Below are 19,485 nucleotides of genomic sequence, written 5' to 3'. Positions count from 1 at the left end.
TGCGGTGGGAGGCCGGTGACGTGCGCGGGGGCTACCCCGCGACGGCGGCCGGCTCCGGTGCGGTGGTGTCGACCAGGTCGCGGTGATGGCGTACCGGGGAGCACAGCAGCGCGAGCGGCGCGAGCACCGCGGCCGCCGCGAAGAGCAGCAGGGTGGTCCGGGCGCCGAGCGGCCCGGCGAGCGCGCCGGCGACCAGCCCGCCGACGGGAATGGCGCCCCAGGAGACGAAGCGGACCGTCGCCATCACCCGTGACAGCAGCTCCGGCGGGCTGGCGATCTGCCGGTACGTCCGGGTGGTCACGCTGAAGACCACGCCGGTGCCGGCGAAGATCAGCACGCCGGCCGTGAACGACAGGTACGCCGCCCAGCCCGTGCCCAGCGGGATGACGAAGGCGCCGGCCGCCTCCGCGAAGCCCAGGATGATCAGTCCCCGGGCGGTGCCGAGGGCGTTGGTGGCCCGGGTGGTCAGCGTCGCGCCGATCAGGGTGCCGACACCGTCGACGGCCAGCAGCAGGCCCACCACGCCGGCCGGGGCGTGCAGCTCCCGGACCAGGTAGAGCGGGAAGAGCGCCAGGTAGGCGCCGCTGACGAAGTTCGAGGCGGTGGCCGACCACATGGCCGGGCCCATCATCGGGTGCCTGGTCACGTAGGCCCAGCCCGCGCGGATCATCGCCCCCATCGGCGTGGGCTGCTGCGGCCGGTGCTGCTGCCGGGCCGGCAGCGTCCGCATCAGCGCGGCCGAGACGAGGTAGCTGACCGCGTCGATCAGCAGGGTCGGCACGGCGCCGAGGAGCTGGACCGCGAGGCCGCCCAGGGAGGGGCCGGCGAGCTGGGTGGTGGCGTGGGTGCCGGAGGTGAGGCTGTTGCGCGACTGCAACTGGTCCCGGCTGACGATCTCGGGCAGGAACGTGGTGTTGGCGACGAAGAACAGCACGTGCGCGAAGCTCACGGTCAGGGCGACGACGACCAGCTGGGCCACGGTCAGCCGGCCGAGCCACCAGGCCACCGGGATCGACGCGACGGCCAGCGCGCGTACCAGATCCATGCCGATCTGGGTGCCGCGCAGCGGCAGCCGCTGCACGATGACGCCGGCGGGCAGCCCGATGACCAGCCAGGCGACGTAGCCGGCCGCGGCGATCAGGCCCATCTCGAACGGGGTCGCGTCGAGGACCGCGAGCGCGGTCAGCGGCAGCGCCACCCCGCCGACCGCCGAGCCCAGGTCACTGCTGGTTCCGGCCGCCCACCACCGCCAGAACACGCTCACGGTCCTCGCCCCCGTTCGAGTAAGTTCCAAACTGGAACGGACTATACTGGAGCGCGTGCGCAGGGTCGAACTCATTGATGCCGACTGCGGCATCGAGCAGGCCCTCGGCGTGCTCACCGACTGGTGGACGTTCCTCGTGGTCCGGGACGTCGCGGGCGGCGTGACCCGGTTCGAGGGGCTGCAGAGGTCGCTCGGGATGAGCCGGCGCGCGCTGACCGAGCGGCTGACCGCGCTGGTCGAGCACGGGGTGCTGCGCAAGGTCCGTTATTCCGAACGCCCGCCCCGCCACGACTACGTGCTCACCGCGAAGGGCGAGGGCCTGCTGCCGGTGCTGATCGCGTTGCAGGAGTGGGGCGACCGGCACGTGCTCGGCGACGGCTCGCTCACCGCGACGGCGGAACCGGCCTCCGCGGAGGCCCATCGGGTGCACGACCTGGTCGGCCGCCGGATCCCGGACCTGCGGCTGGAGACCTGGACGGTCCTCTACTTCTTCCCCGGCGCCTTCGCGCCGGACACCCCGGGCTACCCGCCGGGCTGGGCCGACATCCCCGGTGCGGCCGGCTGCACGCTCGAATCGATGACGTACGCGGCCAGAGCCGCCGACTTCGCGGCGGCCGGCGCCCAGATCCGCGGCGTCAGCACCCAGCGCCCGGACCAGCTGGAAGCCTTCGCCGCGCACGCGGGACTGCCGTTCCCGCTGCTGTCGGACCAGGACGGGAGGCTGGCGGCGGCGCTGCGCCTGCCGACGTTCCGGATCGCGGGGGCGGACCGCCTCAAGCGCCTGACCCTGCTGGCCGACGCGGAGGCGGTCATCAGGTCGGTGCAGTTCCCGATCACCGACCCGGCCGCCTCGGTGACCGAGATGCTGGATCTGGTCCGCGACCGCGCCTGAGCCCGCCCGGTCGCGCATCCCCCGCAGTAACCGGCGGCGGCGCGCCGGGCCGCCCCCGGCAGCGCTACCGTGGGGTTGTGCGCTCTCCCTCCGAGTCCCGATACGCCGCCGGCCGGCTCTCACCCATCCGCCGCGTCGCCGACCTGCGCCGGCTGCGGGACGAGCAGTTCGACGTCCTGGTCATCGGCGGCGGCGTCACCGGTGCCGGCGCCGCCCTGGACGCCGCGTCCCGCGGCCTGAGCGTCGCAATGGTCGAGGCCCGTGACCTGGCCGCCGGCACCTCCAGCCGGTCCAGCAAGCTCATCCACGGCGGCCTGCGCTATCTCGAGCAGCTCGAGCTGCACCTGGTGCACGAGGCGCTGACCGAGCGCGGCCTGCTGACCAGCCGGCTCGCCCCGCACCTGGTCCGGCCGGTGCCGATCCTGGTGCCGCTGCCCACCGCCTCGCCGGCCGCCCGGGTCTGGCAGCGGGCCTACTACGGCCTCGGCGTCGCGGCGTACGACGCCTTCGCGGGCGTCTTCGGCACCGGGCGGGGCATGCCGCTGCACCGCCACCTCACCCGCGACGGCGCCCGGCACCTGTTCCCGAGCCTGCGGGCCGACAAGATCACCGGGGCGATCCGCTACTACGACGGGCAGGTGGACGACGCGCGCCTGGTGGTCAACCTGGCCCGCACCGCCGCCAGCCTCGGCGCCGCCGTGGTCACCAGCGCCCGGGTCACCGGCTTCGTGCGCCAGGCCCGCGAGGTGGTCGGCGTCAAGGTGCGCGACCTGGAGGCGCCCGGCTCACCCGAGTTCGAGGTGCGGGCCCGCACCGTCGTCGCCGCCACCGGGGTGTGGAGCGACGACATGTCCCGGATGCTGCGCGACGTCGGCGTCCGCCCCGGCCTGCGGGTGCGGGCCTCCAAGGGGGTGCACCTGGTGGTGCCGCGCTCGGCCATCACCGGCGAGGCCGGGCTGATCCTGCGCACGCCCACCTCGGTGCTCTTCGTCATCCCGTGGGGCGGGCACTGGATCATCGGCACCACCGACACCGACTGGGAGCTGGACCGCTCGCACCCGGCCGCGTCCGCCCGGGACATCCGCTACCTGCTGGACCAGGTCAACACCGTGCTCGACCGGCCGTTGACCGCCGACGACATCGAGGGCGTCTACGCCGGGCTGCGCCCGCTGCTCTCCGGCGAGGCCGACTCCACCTCGAAGCTGTCCCGCGAGCACGCGGTGGTCGAGCCGATGCTGGGTCTGCTGCTGGTGGCCGGGGGCAAGTACACGACGTACCGGGTGATGGCCGCCGACGTCATCGACCGGGCCGTGCGCCGGCTCGGCGGGCCCGCCCAGCCCTCGCGCACCGACCAGCTTCCGCTGCTCGGCGCCGACGGCTTCGCCGCCGCCTGGCGCGACCGGCTCGACATCGCCCGCCGGCACGGCGTCGCCGCCGGGGTGATCGAACACCTGCTGGAGCGGTACGGCACCCTCACCGTGCACCTGCTGGCGATGATCGAGGCGGATCCGGCGCTGGCCGTCCCGCTCGCCGGCGCCCCGGAGTACCTGGCCGCCGAGGTCGCGTACGCGGCCCAGGCCGAGGGCGCCCTGCACCTCGACGACGTGCTCACCCGGCGCACCCGGATCTCGTTCGAGACGGCCCACCGCGGGGCCGAGACCGCCGCGCACGCCGCCGCCGTGATGGGCGACGCGCTGGGCTGGGACGCCGCGGTCCGGGCCCGGGAGATCGAGCACTACCTGGCCCGGGTCGAGGCCGAACGGCAGTCGCAGAAGATGCCCGACGACCTCACCGCCGACGCGGCCCGGCTGGGCGTCCCGGACGTGCGGGGCTACGCCGCCGACCGCGGCACCGACCTGCTCGACGTGGACCTTTGATCCTCGTCGACGAGCCCCGCTGGCCCGCCCGCGGCCGGCTCTGGTCCCACCTGGTCAGCGACCTGTCCTACGCCGAGCTGCACACCTTCGCGGAGATGCTGGGCGCGCCCCGGCGGGCCTTCGACCGGGACCACTACGACATCCCGGACGTCCGCTTCCCGATGGCGTTGTGGCTCGGCGCCACGCTGGTGCGCTCCCGCGAGCTCTCCACCCGGCTGCGCGCGGCCGGGCTGCGCCGCCCCAAGCACCTCAGCCCAGGCTCTTGAGCTCGGCCTCCAGGTTGGCCCGGGCCCGCTCCTCCCAGGCCGCCCGCAGCGGCGCGTGCCGGTAGATCGACGGCAGCTCCAGCAGGGCCTTGAGCACCTGGGTCCGGCCGCCGCGGAAGGCGTCGTCCGGCACGTGGGCGTACTCCCGGCGGATGGCGGCGGTGTACGCCGCGTACCCGTCCGGGTCGATGGCCAGGACGGCCAGGTCGGCGTCGCAGAGCAGCTCGCCGTCCGGGTCGTCGTCCGCGGTGGCGTGCCCGGCGGTGAGCCCGACCAGCCGGGCCACCTCCGTGGCCACCTCGTCCGGCGCCCCCAGCGTGGCCAGCAGCCCGGCCGCGAACTCCGCGCTGTCCCGCTCGTTGGCGTCGCCCAGCGCCCGCGGGTCGTAGACCGCGTCGTGCAGCCAGGCCGCCAGCCGCACCCGGTCGGCGCCCGGCGCCAGCTCGGCGTGCCGGTCGACGACGTCGAGGACGGCGGTGAGGTGGGCCACGGTGTGGTACTGCCGCTGCGGTTCGGACCAGCGGGCCAGCAGGTACTCGCCGGCGGCGGCGAGATCGGCGTCGTCGGCGGTCGCCCCGGCCCCGCGGGCGGCCGCGACCCACCGGTCAACAAGAGTCGTCACGGCCGCCATCCTGACACGCGCCCGGTTAGGGTCGGCACCATGACGGACCTGGACTCGCAGCGGGGACTCACTGCGGTTCTGGCCGAGCTGCGCGGCCGGTCCCGGTCCGGGGTCGGCGCCGGGTGGTCCCGGGTACGCGCCGGCTTCCCGCTCGCCCTCCAGGCCGGGCTGGGCGCCGGCATCGCCTGGTTCATCGCGCACGACGTGATCGGCCGGCCGAGCCCGTTCTTCGCGCCGATCGCCGCCGTCATCACCCTCGCCTCGTCGGTCGGGCAGCGGGCCCGGCGCACGGTCGAGCTGGTCGTCGGGGTGGCCATCGGCATCGGCATCGGCGACGGCATCATCCTGCTCATCGGCACCGGGCCCTGGCAGGTCGGCCTGGTGGTGGTGCTGGCGATCGGGACCGCGGCGGCGGTCGGCGGCGGCACGCCCCTGGTGGTGCAGTCCGCCTCGTCGGCGGTGCTGGTCGCCACGTTGACGACGCCGAGCACGGGGCTGCCGTACACCCGGTTCTTCGACGCGCTCGTCGGCGGCGCGGTCGGGCTGACCGTGATGACCCTCCTGCTGCCGCTGAACCCGCTGACCGTGATCCGGCGGGCGGCCGACCCGGCGCTGCAGGCGCTCGCCGACGGCCTGCACGCCATCGCCGAGGCGCTGCGGGCCGGTGACGCCGGCGCGGTGGGTGGCGCCCTGGACCAGCTGCGCTCGGCCGAGGCGACCTTCACCGGCTTCGACCAGGCGGCCGCCGCGGCGAGCGAGAACGTGGCCTTCGCGCCGGCCCGGTGGCGCACCCGCGGCGCGCTGAGCCAGTACGTCGAGGGCGCCGACCACGTGACGTACGCCCTGCGCAACGTGCGGGTGCTGGCCCGCCGGGTGCTGACGGCGCTCGGCGACGGCGAGGCGATACCGCAGTGCCTGCCGTCCTCGGTCGAGTTGCTGGGCGACGCGGTGAACCTGCTCCGCCAGGAGTGGGCCCGGGGCGCCGAGCCGGTCGCCACCCGGGAACGGGCGCTGCGGGCGGCGGCGGAGTCCGGGCGCGCGTACGACGAGGGGGTCGGCTTCTCCGGCGGGGTGGTCGTCGCGCAGGTCCGCACGACGGTGTCCGACCTGCTCCGGGCCACCGGGATCGAGTACGCCGAGGCGCCGCGGCTGGTGCGGCGGGCCGTCGGGTGGCCCGGGCGGGGGCGTACGGCGCGGAAGGGCGCGGGCCGGGCCCGGCCCAGCAGCTCGGGCCGGGGCCCCTCCTAGCCGGCCGGGCGGTTTTCGGCTCTTGATCCTTTTTCCGCCGCCGCGGGCCTGCCCGGGCCGGCCGGGGTGGCTACGCTGGCGGCATGGCCGACGTAGCTCCCGGCGGGTCGCCCGACCCGGCACCCACCTCCGCGGCTCCGGCCTCCCCGGCGCCCGATCCCGTTTCCGCCGCTCCGGGCGCGGGAGCGGGAGGGGACACCGCGTACGGCGCCGGTGCGGGTGGTGTCGTGGCTGTCGGGCCGGACACGGCGGCCGTGGCGGCCGACGAGGCCGTCAAGGGTGGGCGGCCCGGCCGGCGGTCGCGGTGGCCGCGCTGGCTGCCGCTGACCCTGGTGATCACCTTCATCGCCGCCTGCGCCATCGCCATGCTGGTCATCCTGGGCGTCAGCAACGGTCCGCAGGGCCTGGCCATCGGCCTGGGCGCGGCGATCCTGCCGGTGCCGGTGCTGGTCGGCTGCTTCCTGTGGCTGGACCGCTACGAGCCGGAGCCGAGCCGGTACCTCATCTTCTGCTTCGCCTGGGGTTCGGCGGTGGCGACGCTGGTCGCGATCGGCGTCAACTCGCTGGCCGCCTGGGGCTTCGACCGGATCGGCCTGCCCGACGCGCTGGTCGCGGTGATCGTGGCGCCGTTCATCGAGGAGTCGATGAAGGCCCTCGGCCCGATCCTGCTGCTCTGGCGCCGCCGCCGCGAGTGGTCCGGCATCACCGACGGCATCGTCTACTGTGGCCTGTCCGCGCTCGGCTTCGCCATGGTCGAGAACGTGCTCTACCTGGGTGGGCACGGCTATGCGGCGGGCGCCGACCAGTACGGCCCGGCCACCGGCATCCAGAACCTTTTCCTGATCTTCATCGTGCGGATCCTGTTCACCGGCTTCGCGCACCCGCTGTTCACCTCGATGACGGGCATCGGCCTGGGCCTGTCCGCCCGCTCGGCGGACCGCCGGGTCAAGTGGCTGGCCCCGATCGCCGGCCTGCTGCTGGCGATGATCCTGCACGGCACGTTCAACCTGCTGCCGACGCTGTCGGTGGCCACCGGCGAGACCCTGATCATGCTGTACGGCTACCTCGGCTTCATGGTCCCGTTCTTCTTCCTGGTGGTCGGCTTCGCCATCGCGCTGCGCGGCTGGGAGGGCCGGCTCAGCGAGCGGGTGCTGCCGGGCTACGTGAGCGCCGGCTGGCTGTCCCCGCCGGAGGTGGCCACGCTCGGCAGCCTGGGCCGCCGGCACTCGGCCCGGCGGTGGGCCAAGCGGGTCGCGGGCGACGCCGGCGTACGGGCGATGCGCGGCTTCCAGGCGACGTCGACGAAGCTGGCCCTGCTGCGCGACGGCATGCAGCGCGGGCTGCACAGCGGCAGCGTGGCGGACCAGCAACGGGCGATGGAGGACGAGCAGCGCCTGCTGACGGCGATCTCGGGCTACCGGTCGGTCTTCGTGGGCCGGGACCCGCAGATGCCGCAGGCGTTCTGGGACGGCACGACGTACCGCATCGCGTTCCCGGACGGGGTGACCCGCACGGTGGGCGCGCCGGCGGAGCCGGTGGTCCCGGTGCCGGTCCGGCTGCCGCCGGCGCCGGTCGTCAGCTACGCCGCCCCCGGCTACGGACCTCCCGGGTACGGCGCCCCGGGCTACGGTCCGCCCGCATACGGTGCCCCGAACTACGGTCCGCCCGCATACGGCACTCCGAGTTACGGTCCGCCGGGTTACAGCGCCCCGAACTACGGTCCGGCGGGTCACGGCACTCCGAACTACGGTCCGCCGGGTTACGGCGCTCCCGCCTACGGCCCGCCGGGTCACGCTGCCCCGAATTACGGTCCGCCCGGATACGGGGTCCCAGGCTACGGCCCGCCCGGTTACGGCGCTCCCGCCTACGGCCAGCCCGGGTCGGGCGAGCCCTACAACGGCCAGCCTGGTTACGGCCAGCTCGGGCCCGGCGAGCCCCACAACGGCCAGCCCGGCTATGGCCAGCCCGGCTATGGCCAGCCCGGTTACGGCCAGCCCGGTTACGGCCAGCCCGGCTACGACCAGCCCGACCACGGTCAGCCCCCGGCCCAGGCCGCCCCGAACAGCTACCCGCCGCCGCCCGGCCCGGGTGAGAACCCCCCGCCCACCAACCACCAGGGCTGAGCCCGAAACAGCTGGGCCATCGGCCCGGCGCGTTGCTGACGGTAGCTACAGGTACAGCCCGGTGCCGTCGGACTCGACGCGGGTGGCGGCGACGGCGTGCACGTCGCGCTCGCGCAGCAGCACGTACTCCTGGCCGTGCAGCTCCACCTCCGCCCGGTCGTCCGGGTCGAACAGGACCCGGTCGCCGACGACGATGGAGCGCACGTTCGGCCCCACGCCGACGGCCTTGGCCCAGGACAGGCGGCGGCCCATCGACGCGGTGGCCGGGATGACGATGCCGGCGCTGGAGCGGCGCTCCCCGTCGCCGCCGTCGAGCCGGACGAGGACGCGGTCGTGCAACATGCGGATGGGCAGCCCGGCCTCGGTACGGGTGTCGGTGTTCACGACAGGACGGTACGCCTGCGGGCCCCGGACCGGTCGAGGGTGGTGGCGGGGTGGTTGGCCGGGTGGGGGAGCGGGTCTGCACTACGGTGGGTCGGGCGTGACAACGGACGAGGGGGTCGGCGGTTGAACCGCTTGCAACGGGTCCGGGCGAATCTGCGCCGTGCGTACGAGGCCGGGCGCGAGTCGGTCCGGGTGGCGCGTGCGGAGCACCCCGCGCCGGAGGACAACGGCGTGGACTTCGAGCTGCCGCCACCCGATCCGCCGGTCGACCACCGGTCGACCTCCAGCCGCGACGACGCCGAGGTGCCGCACTCGCTGCGGATCGCGGCCGCCTGGTCGTGGCGGCTGATCGTGGTCGGGGTCGTCGGCTGGGTGCTGGTGCGGTTCATCGGCATCGTCAGCATCGTCGTGATCCCGCTCGCCATCTCGCTGCTGCTGTCGGCGCTGTTGTCGCCCGCGGTGGGCTGGCTGCGCCGCTACCGGCTGCCCCCGTCGCTGGCGACGTTCCTGGTGCTGGTCGGCGGGATCGCCGCCGTCGCGGGCACGCTGACGCTGGTGGTCAACCAGTTCCTCGACGGCGCCGCGGACCTGACCGCCAAGGCCAGCAGCGGCATCCGGCAGATCCAGGAATGGCTGCGCACCGGCCCGCTGCACCTGTCCGACGCCCAGGTCAACCAGGCCATCGACTCGGCCCAGAACTGGATCAACTCGAACACGTCGTCGCTGACCGAGACCGGGGTGGCCACCGCGGCCACCCTGTTCGAGGTGCTCACCGGCACGCTGCTGGTGCTGTTCGCGACGTTCTTCTTCCTCCGCGACGGCCGCAAGATCTGGCGTTTCCTGGTGCGGCTCTTCCCGGTCAACGCCCGGTGGAGCCTGGCCGACGCGGGCGACGCCTCCTGGTCGACGCTGGGTTCCTACGTGCGCGCGACGGTGCTGGTGGCCTTCATCGACGCCACCGGCATCGGGCTGGCGCTGGTCATCCTCAACGTGCAGTTCCCGTTCCCGCTGGCCGCGCTGGTGTTCCTGGGGGCTTTCATCCCCATCGTGGGCGCGAGCGTGTCGGGCGCGGTGGCGGTGCTGGTCGCCCTGGTGGACCAGGGCTGGGTGGTCGCCCTGATCGTGCTGGGCGCGGTGATCCTGGTCCAGCAGGTCGAGGGCCACATCCTGCAACCGCTGATCATGGGTCGCGCGGTGGCGATCCACCCGCTGGTCGTGATCATCGGCATCGCCTCGGGCGTGGTGCTGGCCGGCATCATCGGCGCGCTGGTGGCGGTCCCGCTGATCGCGGTGCTCAACACGGGGGTACGGCGGCTGGCCCGGCAGCGCCCCGAGGTGCCGCCGGACGCTGTGGTCGTACCGACCGGGGGCGCCACCGCCCCCGCGCCCTGACCCGCCCTCACCAGCCCAGGTAGCTGCGGGTCAGTGCGCTGATGTGCTCGACGGCGTCGATGCCGTCCTGCTTGTCGCCGTGGCCGTGCGACAGCACGGCCACGGTGGTGTCGGTGCCGGTCCCGGTGATCCGGCCCGCGCTGTTGATGATCCACTTGCCGTTCTCGGCCGAGCGGGACACCCAGCCGTTCTTCAGGGCCACCCGGTCGCCCGGCAGGGCGGCCGCGCTGACCCCCCACTTCTGGTCGGCGTTCACCGACGCCATGAGCCCGAGCGCGAACTCCCGGGAGTCCTGGTCGAGGGCGCTGTCCGGGTCGGCCAGCGCGGCGAGCAGCTTGACCCGGTCGTTCGCCGTGGTCCGGGTCAGACCCCAGGACGCGGCCGGTTCGGTGCTGCTCAGGCCCAGGCGCTCGACCGCCTCGCGTAGTCCGTCGGCGCCGCCCACCGCGGCGTACACCTGGCTGGCCGCGTCGTTGTCGCTGGCCCGGATCATCTTCGTCACCCGGCGCCGCTCGGCCTTGGTCAGCTCGCGCCCGCTGTCCTGGGCCCGCAGCAGCAGGGCCGCCAGCAGGTCGACCTTGATGACGCTGGCCGACTCCTGCCGGCGCCCGCCGTGATAGCTGTACCGGTGGCCGGTCCGGCGGTCGACGACCGCGACGGAGAACTCGCCGGCGCCGGCGGCGTAGCTGTCCAGCGCCTTGTCGAGCCGGTCGGCGCGCTGCTTCCAGGAGCCGGTCGCCTTCGACCGGTCGACCTGGTCGCCCGGCTGCGGTCCCTGGAAGACGGCGCCGACCGGCGCCTTGATGGCGGCGCCGAGGGTCCTCAGGTCGGTGGTCACCAGCCGGCCCACGTGCGACGGGCGGACCACGGCCCGGGCGGGTCGGCCGCGCAGCGCGGCGGCGAGGAACGACTGCCAGATCCGGTACGGCAGGCCGTCGCCGTTGATGGCCTTGCCGTCGTGGTCCCGGATGGGTCCCGGCTTGTCCCGGCCGATCCACGTCACCGCGGCGAGTCCCGGCGCCCAGCCGGCCGTCCACGCGTCGGACGAGTCGGTGGTGTCGCCCCACTGCTGGGAGCCGGTCTTGGCGGCCGCGTCCACCCCGGCGACCTCCCCGTCCTTGGCCACGACCTGCGCCAGCACGGTCCGCACGTCCGCGGCCACGGCGGCCGAGAGCGCCCGCCGGGGCTTCCCGGCCTGCAGATGCAGGACGGCGCCCTTGGCGGTGATGACCGACGTGACGAAGTGCCGCTCCCGGTGGCGTCCCTCGTCGGCCAGGGTGGCGTAGACGGTGGCCAGGTCGGCCGGGGCGACCGGGTAGCGGCCGAGCGCGATGTCGGGGCGGGTGCGTCCGGGGGCCGGGTCGCCCGCGGCGTCCACCATGGTCGGCTGCTTGCCGTACCGGTCGGGCACGCCGAGCTGCCGGGCCAGGCGCCGGATGGTGTCCGGCCCGAGCTCCTCGGCCAGCGCGTAGAACGGCGTGTTGAGCGAGTGCACCATGGCCCGGTCCAGCGGGCACACCGGGCACTGCAGGTTGCGCTGGTTGTAGAGCGGCACCCCGGACCGGCTCGGGAACTGGCGGGGCGAGCTGCCGTTGTAGAGCGACCGGAAGCCGATGCCGCGCTCCTCGGCGGCGGCCAGGACGACCGGCTTGAAGGTGGAGGCGGGCGGCCGGGCGGCCTGCGCGTCGTCGAAGTAGCCGCGGCCGCGGTCGCCGCCGTAGTACGCCCGTACCCCGCCGTCGGCCGGGTCGATGGCGACCAGCGCGGTCCGCAGCTCGGCGGGCTGGCCCCGCAGCGCGGTGGCGATGGCGTCGGTGGCCGCGCCCTGGGCGGTGAAGTCGATCGTGGTGGTGATCCGCAGCCCGCCGGTGCGTACCTGCTGGCGGCTGATGCCGGCCCGGACCAGCTCGTCCTCGACCCGGTCGGCGATCAGCCCGGCGGCGCCCCCGACGCTGTTGGCCGTGACCGACTCCGCGGCCACGGCCGGGTACGGCGTCTGCTCCGCCTCGCTCGCCGTCAGCCAGCCCTGCACGCTCATCGCCCGCAGCACCCACCGCCACCGGGTCCGGGCCCATTCGGCGTCGACCGCCGGGTCGCCCCGGGTCGGGTCCTTGATGAGGGCGGCCAGCACGGCGCCCTGGAAGCCGGTCAGCCGGTCGACGGTGGTGCCGAAGTAGGCGTGCGCCGCGGCCTGGATGCCGTACGCGCCGCGGCCGAAGTAGATGGTGTTGAGGTACCGCTGGAGGATCTCGTCCTTGGTGTACCGGTGCTCGACCTTCAGCGCGAGGGCCGCCTCCTTGGCCTTGCGGCTGACCGTACGGTCCTGCGTGAGGTACGCGTTGCGCACGTACTGCTGGGTGATGGTGGACGCGCCCTGCCCGCCGTCGTGGACGATGTTCGCCCACAGCGCCCGCAGCACCCCGCGGGTCGAGACGCCGGAGTGGTCGTAGAAGCCCCGGTCCTCGGCGGCCAGGAACGCCCGCTGAACCGGCACCGGAACCTGGCTGAGACCCACGTCGGTGCGGTCGGTCGCGCCGATGCGGGTGAGCACCGTGCGCCCGTCCCGGTAGTACAGGACCGACGCCTGCGGCGGGGCCGGGTCCGGTGGCAGGTCGACGCTGGCCACGTAGCCGGCCGCCCCGGCGGCGATCACCACCACGCCGGTCGCGACGACGGCCGCCGCGCGGCGACACCAACGCGGCAGCTTGATCCGCCGGCGCTGCGATTTCGGTTCCACTCCGGCCGCCACCGTCATGGAGCAGGGTCCCTTCGACGTCCACGTCGGTGTCGATCAACACCTGACCCTGTAGACGGAGGAGACCGTGCTTATGTTGCGGAACGGAGCAAAGTAGTCGCGGCCGTACGGTGGGTGCCAGTCAGGACTTCGCCAGCCGCTCCAGCGCGCCGACCGCCACCTCGGGCCGGGTCGTGTACCAGAACGGGGGCAGCGACTTGCGCAGGAAGGCGCCGTAGCCGCGGGCCGTCTCCAGGCGGGAGTCCAGGACCGCGACCACGCCCTTGTCGCCGGTGGAGCGGATCAGCCGGCCCACGCCCTGGGCCAGGCGGACCGCGGCGATCGGCACGCTGACCGAGGCGAAGCCCGAGCCGCCGGTGGCGTCCACCGCGGCGGCGCGGGCGGCGGCCAGCGGCTCGTCCGGGCGGGGGAACGGCAGGCGGTCGATCACCACCAGCTGGCAGGCGTCACCGGGCACGTCCACGCCCTGCCACAGCGACATCACGCCGAACAGGCAGCTCTCCTTCTGCTCCCGGAACTTGCGGACCAGGATCGGCAGCGACTCCTCGCCCTGCAGCAGCACCGGCAGGTCGGTACGGGCCCGCAGCAGCTCGGCCGCCTGGGTCGCCGCCCGCCGCGACGAGAACAGCCCCAGCGTGCGGCCGCCGAGCGCGCCCACCAGCTTGAGCAGCTCCTCGCCGGCGGGCTCGGGCAGTCCGGACGCGGCCGGGCGGGGCAGGTGCGCGGCGACGTACAGGATGCCCTGGCGGGGATAGTCGAACGGCGAGCCGACGTCCAGCGAGCTCCAGCCGTCGCCGCTGACCGCCGGGGCCTCCGGGGTCAGGCCGCCACCGGAACGGGCGGCCGGCACCGGGGCGGGCGCCGGGAGGCCGAGCGACCGCGCCACCGTGTCGAAGCGGCCGCCCAGGGTCAGCGTCGCCGAGGTGGCGACCACCGTGCGCTCGTCGTACAGGCTGGTGGCCAGGGTGCCGGCGACCGAGAGCGGGGCCACCACCAGCGCGCGGCGGCCGTTGCCCAGGTCGGACTTCTCCACCCAGGCCACGTCGTAGTCGTTGGCCTCCAGCAGCCGCTGCGCCGTGGTGGAGATGTCGTCCAGCGCGGCCTTGGCCTGCTGCTTGCGGACCGGGTCGGGGTCGTCGTTCTTGACGTCGCCGATCGCGTCCAGGCCGGCCCGGGTGGCCGATTCGATCAGCCGCACGGCCTGGTGCAGCAGCGGGGGCAGGCCGGTGGTGAGCCGCCCGGCCGGCAGGTCGGCCAGGCCCACGGTGAGCGCGTCGGCCGCCTCGGCCAGGGCCTCGGCGGCGGCCGGGGAGACCAGCGGGCGGGCGCGCCGGGCGGCCCGCTCGACCGCCTCGGGGGTCAGCTCGGCCTGCGCCGCCGAGGACACCCGGTCGGCCAGCTCGTGGGCCTCGTCGACGATCAGCAGCTTGTGCGGGGGGACGATGTTGCGCTCGGCCAGCATGTCGACCGCCAGCAGGCTGTGGTTGGTCACCACGATGTCGGCCTCGCGGGCGCGCACCCGGGACGCCTCCGCGAAGCACTCCGCGCCGTACGGGCAGCGGGCCGCGCCGACGCAGTCGCGGGCCGGCATCGACACCTGCCGCCAGGCGGTCTCGTCCACACCGGGGTCGAGCTCGTCGCGGTCGCCGGTCTGCGTCTTCTCGGCCCACGCCTGCATCCGCAGGATCTGCTTGCCGAGCTTGCCCGCCTCGCCCAGCCACTGGGTGGCCCGCGGCGGCGCGTCGTCGAAGAGGGTGTCGGTGGGCGCCTCCTCGTCGGCGTGCTCGAGCTTGGCCAGGCACAGGTAGTGGTGGCGGCCCTTGAGCACCGCGAAGGTCGGGCGGCGGCCCAGCACCGGCTCGACCGCGTCGGCCAGGCGGGGCAGGTCGTGCTCGACGAGCTGGTTCTGCAGGGCCAGCGTCGCGGTCGAGACCACCACCGGCCCGTCGACCAGCAGCGCCGGCGTCAGATAGGCCAGCGACTTGCCCGTGCCGGTGCCGGCCTGCACCAGCAGGTGCTCGCGGTCCTTGACGGCCCGCTCGATGGCCGCGGCCATCTCCTCCTGGCCCGGCCGGGAGGAGCCCCCCGGTACGGCGCCGACGGCGGCGGCGAGAAGCTGGGCGGCGGTCGCCTTCTTACGGGTCGCGGCAGTCACGTCGGAGACCGTACCCGCCACCACCGACGAAACCGTGTCACCGTTAGGGTCTTGTCATGCCGAGCGAGATGGTCAGGGTCGTCTACACCAAGTACGACGGCTCCGCCCACCGCGACTACCCGGCCCGCCGGCTCAACGAGGACGACCTGGGCGTCTGGGTCGGGGTGACCCGCGGCACCGAGTCGGTCTACCACGGCCAGCCGTCGGTCGAGCAGATCCCGTTCGTGCTGCTGATCCCCCACCACGCCTGGTGGACCGGGATGTTCAACCCGCCGCCGCGGACCAGCGAGGTGTACTGCGACATCACCACCCCGGCGCGCTGGGAGGGTGACACCGTGCACATCGTCGACCTCGACCTGGACGTGTCGCGACGCCGGGACACCGGGGTGGTCGAGCTGCGCGACGAGGACGAGTTCGCCGTGCACCGGGTGCAGTTCGGCTACCCGGACGACCTGGTCGCCGAGGCGCGGGCCGCGGCCGGGCGGCTGTTCGTGGCCCTGGGCGACGCCACGGAACCGTTCGCGTCGGCGTACCGGAAATGGCTCTCAGCGGTCGTCGAGTGACCTGAGCTTGGCCGGGTTGAGCTGGTTGTAGACGGCCGTGACGCGGCCGTCCGCGACGGCCACGGTGAGCACGAAGAGCAGCCGCCGCCCGTCCAGGTACTCCCCGCGGACCAGCACGCCGGCGTCGCCGTTGACCAGGACCGGCTCGACCGTGACGTCGCGGGTGTCCCGGGCCCGGCGGCCGAGGATGCCGGCGTAGAAGCGGGCCACCTTGTCGAGGCCGAAGACCGGGTTGAGCCCGGCGTTGACCACGCCGCCGCCGTCGCCGATCGCCACCACGTCGGGGGCGAGCACGGCCGCGAGCGCGCGCAGGTCGCCGGAGACCGCCGCGGCCAGGAAGGCGTCCAGCACCTTGCGCTGCTCGGTGCTGTCCGCGGTGTGCCGGGCCTGGCCCTCAGCGATCGCCCGCCGGCCCCGGGAGGCGTGCTGGCGCGCCGCCGCGACGCTGGTGCCGAGCACCGCGGCGACCTCGTCGAACGGGACCGCGAAGGCGTCGTGCAGCACCACCGCGACCCGCTGCTCGGGGGTGAGCTTCTCCATGACGACCAGCAGCGCCAGGCTGACCTCGGTGCGCTGGGTCACGCGTTCGGCCGGGTCGTCGAGGAACGACACCACGGGCTCGGGCAGCCACTGTCCCGGGTAGGCCTCCCGGCGCACCCGCGCCGACTTGAGCACGTCCAGGCAGATCCGGCCGGTGATGGTGGTCAGCCACCCGCGCAGGTCGTGGATCTCGCCGCCGCCCCGGGCCTTGTGATAGCGCAGCCAGGCCTCCTGGACCACGTCCTCGGCCTCGGCGCGGCTGCCGAGCATGCGGTACGCGAGAGCCACCAGGTGTGGCCGTTCAGCTTCGAAGGGGTCCGACGGCATGGGGAAATTCTCCGCGACATTGCCCGGCCACAGGTGTCACATGTGACACAGTGGTGAGTGCGATAAGAGCATTTGGTCCTATTTCGCGTAGACGGAGGCGGGCAGACGGTGGCTGACGACGTGGCGACCCTGCTGGGCGGGCTGGCGGGAGTGGCGGGTGCCGCCGGTGCGGCGACACTCGGCGTCGCGGCGGCCCGCCGACCGAGGCCGTACCTGTCCGCCGGGCACGCGCTGGTCGGCAGCCGGGCCCCGGACCCGCTGCCCGGCGTGCTGCGGCGCGGACTGGCCGGCCTCACCGTTCCGGTACGCCCGGGGCCGCACGGCGAGCTGTTCCTGGGCTCCGGGGCGTTGCAGCCCGGCCGCACGCTGCGCCGGATGGTGCTCACCCCGCTCTTCGCCCGGGCCCAGGCGCGCGGCGGGCGGCTCTGTCGCGACCAGCGGGTGCCGTTCCGGCTGGTGGTCGAGTTCTCCGGGCCGGTCCGGGACGCGGACACGCTGCTGCGCGCGTACCGGATGCTCGACCAGCAGCTGCGCGACCACGCCCCGCTGCTGAGCCGCTGCGTCGACGGGCGCCTGGAGCCGGGTGCGGTCACCGTGGCCGTCGCCGGCATCGTCGACGTCCGCGACCTGCTCGCCACCCAGAGCCGCCGGTACGCGTTCGCCGACGGCTCGTTCGACGACATCGGCACCGCCTCGGCCCCGCCGGAGCTGGTGCCGATGATCAGCGAACCGTGGACCCGCCGGTTCGGCTGGGACGGCCGCGAGCCGATCTCCGCCGAGGAGCGGCACCTGCTGCACGCGCTGGTCCGCTCGGCGCACGAGGACGGGCGCACCGTACGCATCGGGGGCCTGCCCGCCGGTTCCCGGCGGGTCCGGCAGGCGGTCTGGACGGAGCTCTGCGAGGCCGGCGTGGACGTGATCGCCGACGCCGACCAGGCCGGTCTGGCCCGGCACCTGCGCCGTCATCCGGTACGGCGGCAGGCGCCGGCGCGCGTGGTCCTCGGCCCGGCGTCCCGGCCCGGCGCCCCGGCCCCGCGCGCGACGACGCCCCGTTCGGACATCGCACCAGTCGTCTGAAAGATCCAGTTACGTGACCCTTCCAGGTTAACAACAAGTGAACGACCCCTGAACTGCTGTTGAGCAGGGGTAGGCGGGCTCTGTACCCGGGGACGCATTACCTAGCATTCCCTCGAATTCGCCAGGCCCCGTCCACCCCGCAAACGAGGTTCGCGCCGTGAAGTTCTCCTTCCGCCCCACCGAGGGCGCCTTCTACGAGCTGTTCACCCGGGCCGCGCAGAACCTCGTGCGCGGCACCGAGCTGCTGAACGAGCTCGCCCTGCCCGGGGTGGACGTGCAGTCGGTCAGCGACCGGCTGACCGACGTCGAGCACGACAGCGACCAGATCACCCACGAGCTGTACAAGAAGATCAACTCGACGTTCATCACGCCGTTCGACCGCGAGGACATCTACTCGCTGGGCTCGCAGCTCGACGACGTCATGGACCACCTCGAGGCGGTCGGCAACCTGCTCTACCTGTACGGCCTCACCGAGCTGCCGTCGCTGCCGCGCGAGATGCACGAGCTGGTCACCGTGCTCGACCAGCAGGCCAAGATCACGGCGGACGCGATGCCGCGGCTCAAGACGATGAAGAACCTCGAGGAGTACTGGATCGAGATCAACCGCCTGGAGAACGACGGCGACCGGGCGTACCGGATGCTGCTGGTCCGGCTCTTCTCCGGCGAGTACGACGCGCTGACGGTGCTGAAGATGAAGGAGGTCGCCGACGAGCTCGAGGACGCGTGCGACGCCTTCGAGCGGGTGGCGAACACGGTCGAGACCATCACGGTCAAGGAGTCCTAGGCCTTGTCCGCTGAGCTCGTCGCCGTCCTCGCGGTGATCATCGCCGCGATGGCCTTCGACTACACCAACGGTTTCCACGACGCGGCGAACGCCATCGCCACCAGCGTCAGCACCCGGGCCCTGACCCCGCGCGTCGCCCTGGCGATGGCCGCGGTCGGCAACTTCGTCGGCGCGCACTTCGGCGCCGAGGTGGCCAAGACGGTCGGCGACGGCCTGGTCAAACTGCCCCTCGGCATCCCCAGCCTGGGCGTCGTGTTCGCCGGCGTGGTCGGCGCCATCTGCTGGAACCTGATCACCTGGTACTTCGGCCTGCCGTCGTCCTCGTCGCACGCGCTCTTCGGCGGCCTGGTCGGCGCCACCCTGTTCGCGACCGAGGGCACCGTCGAGTGGGGCACCATCCTGGAGAAGGTGCTCATCCCGATGGTCGCCTCGCCGTTCGTGGGCTTCCTGCTGGGCTTCGCGGTCATGGTCGCCATCATGTGGTCGTTCCGCCGCGGCCAGCCGGGCAAACTGAACCGCGGTTTCCGCATCGCCCAGACCGTCTCGGCCGCGTTCATGTCGGTCGGCCACGGCATGCAGGACGCGGCCAAGACCATGGGCATCATCGTGCTGGCGCTCTACACCGGCGGCTTCCAGGACAGCGCCACCGAGATCCCCTGGTGGGTGTTCTGGACATCGGCGGCGGTCCTCGCGGCGGGCACCTACGCCGGCGGCTGGCGCATCATCCGAACCCTGGGCCGCAAGATCATCGATCTGGGTCCGGCGGAGGGCTTCGCCGCCGAGATGGTGGCCAGCTCGGTGCTGTTCTTCAACGCGCTGGTGCTGCACGCGCCGATCTCCACCACCCACACCATCACCTCGGCGATCATGGGCGTGGGCGCGACCAAGCGGCTCAGCGCGGTCCGCTGGAACGTCGCCGGCAACATCGTGATCGCTTGGATCACGACTTTCCCGGCGGCGGCGGCGATCGCTTGTGCTGTGTACTTCGTGGTTCGGCCGATCTTTCAGTGAGTGATTTTGGTTCTGGGTGGTGGCCGGTTTCGGGTGGGAATGCCTCTCACTTCGGGCGCAGGGGGAATCGGGGAGTTGCTCGGCCTGACTTCTTTGGTGGTTCCGGCTGGCTGCTGTCGCTGCCTGGTTCTCAGCGGTAGCCGGCTGGGGCTGCCGCCGCTGGGCTGACGCCGTCTGGGTTGGGCTGACGCCAAGCTTTGCTGAG

General features: G+C 73.7%; 16 protein-coding genes. 10 read left to right on the top strand and 6 right to left on the bottom strand.

Annotated elements, in window-relative coordinates:
• Positions 1-31 precede the first annotated feature (31 nt).
• Positions 32-1,264, bottom strand: a complete 1,233-nt coding sequence (locus tag Ani05nite_RS14230) for an MFS transporter (RefSeq protein ID WP_239129906.1) — start codon at positions 1,262-1,264, stop codon at positions 32-34.
• A 55-nt stretch (positions 1,265-1,319) separates the two neighbouring features.
• Here Ani05nite_RS14230 and Ani05nite_RS14225 point away from each other — a divergent pair, with 55 nt between their 5' ends.
• The 3 genes from Ani05nite_RS14225 (at position 1,320) to Ani05nite_RS14215 (ending at position 4,299) form a co-directional block, all read left to right on the top strand.
• Positions 1,320-2,156 (top strand): winged helix-turn-helix transcriptional regulator, encoded by an 837-nt coding sequence (locus Ani05nite_RS14225; protein WP_203768602.1) that lies wholly within the window; start codon positions 1,320-1,322, stop codon positions 2,154-2,156.
• Between the two features lie 77 nt (positions 2,157-2,233).
• On the top strand, positions 2,234-4,033 hold the full coding sequence (locus tag Ani05nite_RS14220; protein WP_203768601.1) for a glycerol-3-phosphate dehydrogenase/oxidase: 1,800 nt from the start codon (positions 2,234-2,236) through the stop codon (positions 4,031-4,033).
• Positions 4,030-4,299, top strand: coding sequence for a DUF4031 domain-containing protein (locus Ani05nite_RS14215; RefSeq protein ID WP_203768600.1), 270 nt, complete (start codon positions 4,030-4,032; stop codon positions 4,297-4,299). The genes Ani05nite_RS14220 and Ani05nite_RS14215 overlap by 4 nt, the downstream gene beginning before the upstream one ends.
• Here the strand turns inward: Ani05nite_RS14215 and Ani05nite_RS14210 are convergent.
• A complete protein-coding gene (locus tag Ani05nite_RS14210) occupies positions 4,283-4,930 on the bottom strand; it encodes an HD domain-containing protein (RefSeq protein ID WP_203768599.1) in 648 nt (215 codons plus the stop codon). The genes Ani05nite_RS14215 and Ani05nite_RS14210 overlap by 17 nt on opposite strands.
• A 30-nt stretch (positions 4,931-4,960) precedes the next feature.
• Between Ani05nite_RS14210 and Ani05nite_RS14205 the strand changes: the two genes are divergently transcribed.
• Both Ani05nite_RS14205 and Ani05nite_RS14200 read left to right on the top strand, forming a co-directional pair.
• Entirely contained in the window at positions 4,961-6,169 is a 1,209-nt protein-coding gene (locus tag Ani05nite_RS14205) for an FUSC family protein (RefSeq protein ID WP_203768598.1), read from the top strand.
• An 83-nt stretch (positions 6,170-6,252) separates the two neighbouring features.
• A complete protein-coding gene (locus tag Ani05nite_RS14200) occupies positions 6,253-8,292 on the top strand; it encodes a PrsW family intramembrane metalloprotease (protein ID WP_203768596.1) in 2,040 nt (679 codons plus the stop codon).
• A 45-nt stretch (positions 8,293-8,337) separates the two neighbouring features.
• On the opposite strand, the gene Ani05nite_RS14195 is transcribed toward Ani05nite_RS14200, so the two are convergent.
• A complete protein-coding gene (locus tag Ani05nite_RS14195; RefSeq protein WP_203768698.1) occupies positions 8,338-8,634 on the bottom strand; it encodes a GroES family chaperonin in 297 nt (98 codons plus the stop codon).
• A gap of 165 nt (positions 8,635-8,799) precedes the next feature.
• On the opposite strand from Ani05nite_RS14195, the gene Ani05nite_RS14190 reads away from it, so the two are divergent.
• Complete coding sequence (locus Ani05nite_RS14190) at positions 8,800-10,068, top strand: AI-2E family transporter (protein ID WP_203768594.1); 1,269 nt, start codon at positions 8,800-8,802, stop codon at positions 10,066-10,068.
• Between the two features lie 7 nt (positions 10,069-10,075).
• On the opposite strand, the gene Ani05nite_RS14185 is transcribed toward Ani05nite_RS14190, so the two are convergent.
• Positions 10,076-12,805 carry a transglycosylase domain-containing protein gene (locus tag Ani05nite_RS14185; RefSeq protein ID WP_239129905.1) on the bottom strand — a complete coding sequence of 910 codons (2,730 nt, stop codon included), beginning with the start codon at positions 12,803-12,805 and terminating at the stop codon, positions 10,076-10,078.
• 139 nt (positions 12,806-12,944) lie between these two features.
• On the bottom strand, positions 12,945-14,879 hold the full coding sequence (locus Ani05nite_RS14180; protein WP_239129927.1) for an ATP-dependent DNA helicase: 1,935 nt from the start codon (positions 14,877-14,879) through the stop codon (positions 12,945-12,947).
• A gap of 155 nt (positions 14,880-15,034) precedes the next feature.
• Between Ani05nite_RS14180 and Ani05nite_RS14175 the strand changes: the two genes are divergently transcribed.
• Positions 15,035-15,541 carry a DUF402 domain-containing protein gene (locus Ani05nite_RS14175; protein ID WP_203768588.1) on the top strand — a complete coding sequence of 169 codons (507 nt, stop codon included), beginning with the start codon at positions 15,035-15,037 and terminating at the stop codon, positions 15,539-15,541.
• Here Ani05nite_RS14175 and sigJ read toward each other — a convergent pair.
• Positions 15,524-16,408 carry an RNA polymerase sigma factor SigJ gene (sigJ, locus tag Ani05nite_RS14170; protein WP_203768586.1) on the bottom strand — a complete coding sequence of 295 codons (885 nt, stop codon included), beginning with the start codon at positions 16,406-16,408 and terminating at the stop codon, positions 15,524-15,526. The genes Ani05nite_RS14175 and sigJ overlap by 18 nt on opposite strands.
• 108 nt (positions 16,409-16,516) lie before the next feature.
• Here sigJ and Ani05nite_RS14165 point away from each other — a divergent pair, with 108 nt between their 5' ends.
• From Ani05nite_RS14165 to Ani05nite_RS14155, 3 genes are all read left to right on the top strand, one after another.
• Entirely contained in the window at positions 16,517-17,485 is a 969-nt protein-coding gene (locus Ani05nite_RS14165; protein ID WP_239129904.1) for a PI-PLC domain-containing protein, read from the top strand.
• A gap of 157 nt (positions 17,486-17,642) precedes the next feature.
• A complete protein-coding gene (locus tag Ani05nite_RS14160; protein WP_203768584.1) occupies positions 17,643-18,269 on the top strand; it encodes a DUF47 domain-containing protein in 627 nt (208 codons plus the stop codon).
• Positions 18,270-18,272: 3 nt separating this feature from the next.
• Entirely contained in the window at positions 18,273-19,280 is a 1,008-nt protein-coding gene (locus Ani05nite_RS14155) for an inorganic phosphate transporter (RefSeq protein WP_203768582.1), read from the top strand.
• Positions 19,281-19,485: the final 205 nt, after the last annotated feature.

The sequence above is a fragment of the Actinoplanes nipponensis genome, from assembly GCF_016862275.1.
Taxonomy (GTDB): Bacteria; Actinomycetota; Actinomycetes; order Mycobacteriales; family Micromonosporaceae; genus Actinoplanes; species Actinoplanes nipponensis.
The sequence above is the reverse complement of the archived record's forward strand: the minus strand, read 5'-3'. Positions and strand labels throughout refer to the sequence as shown.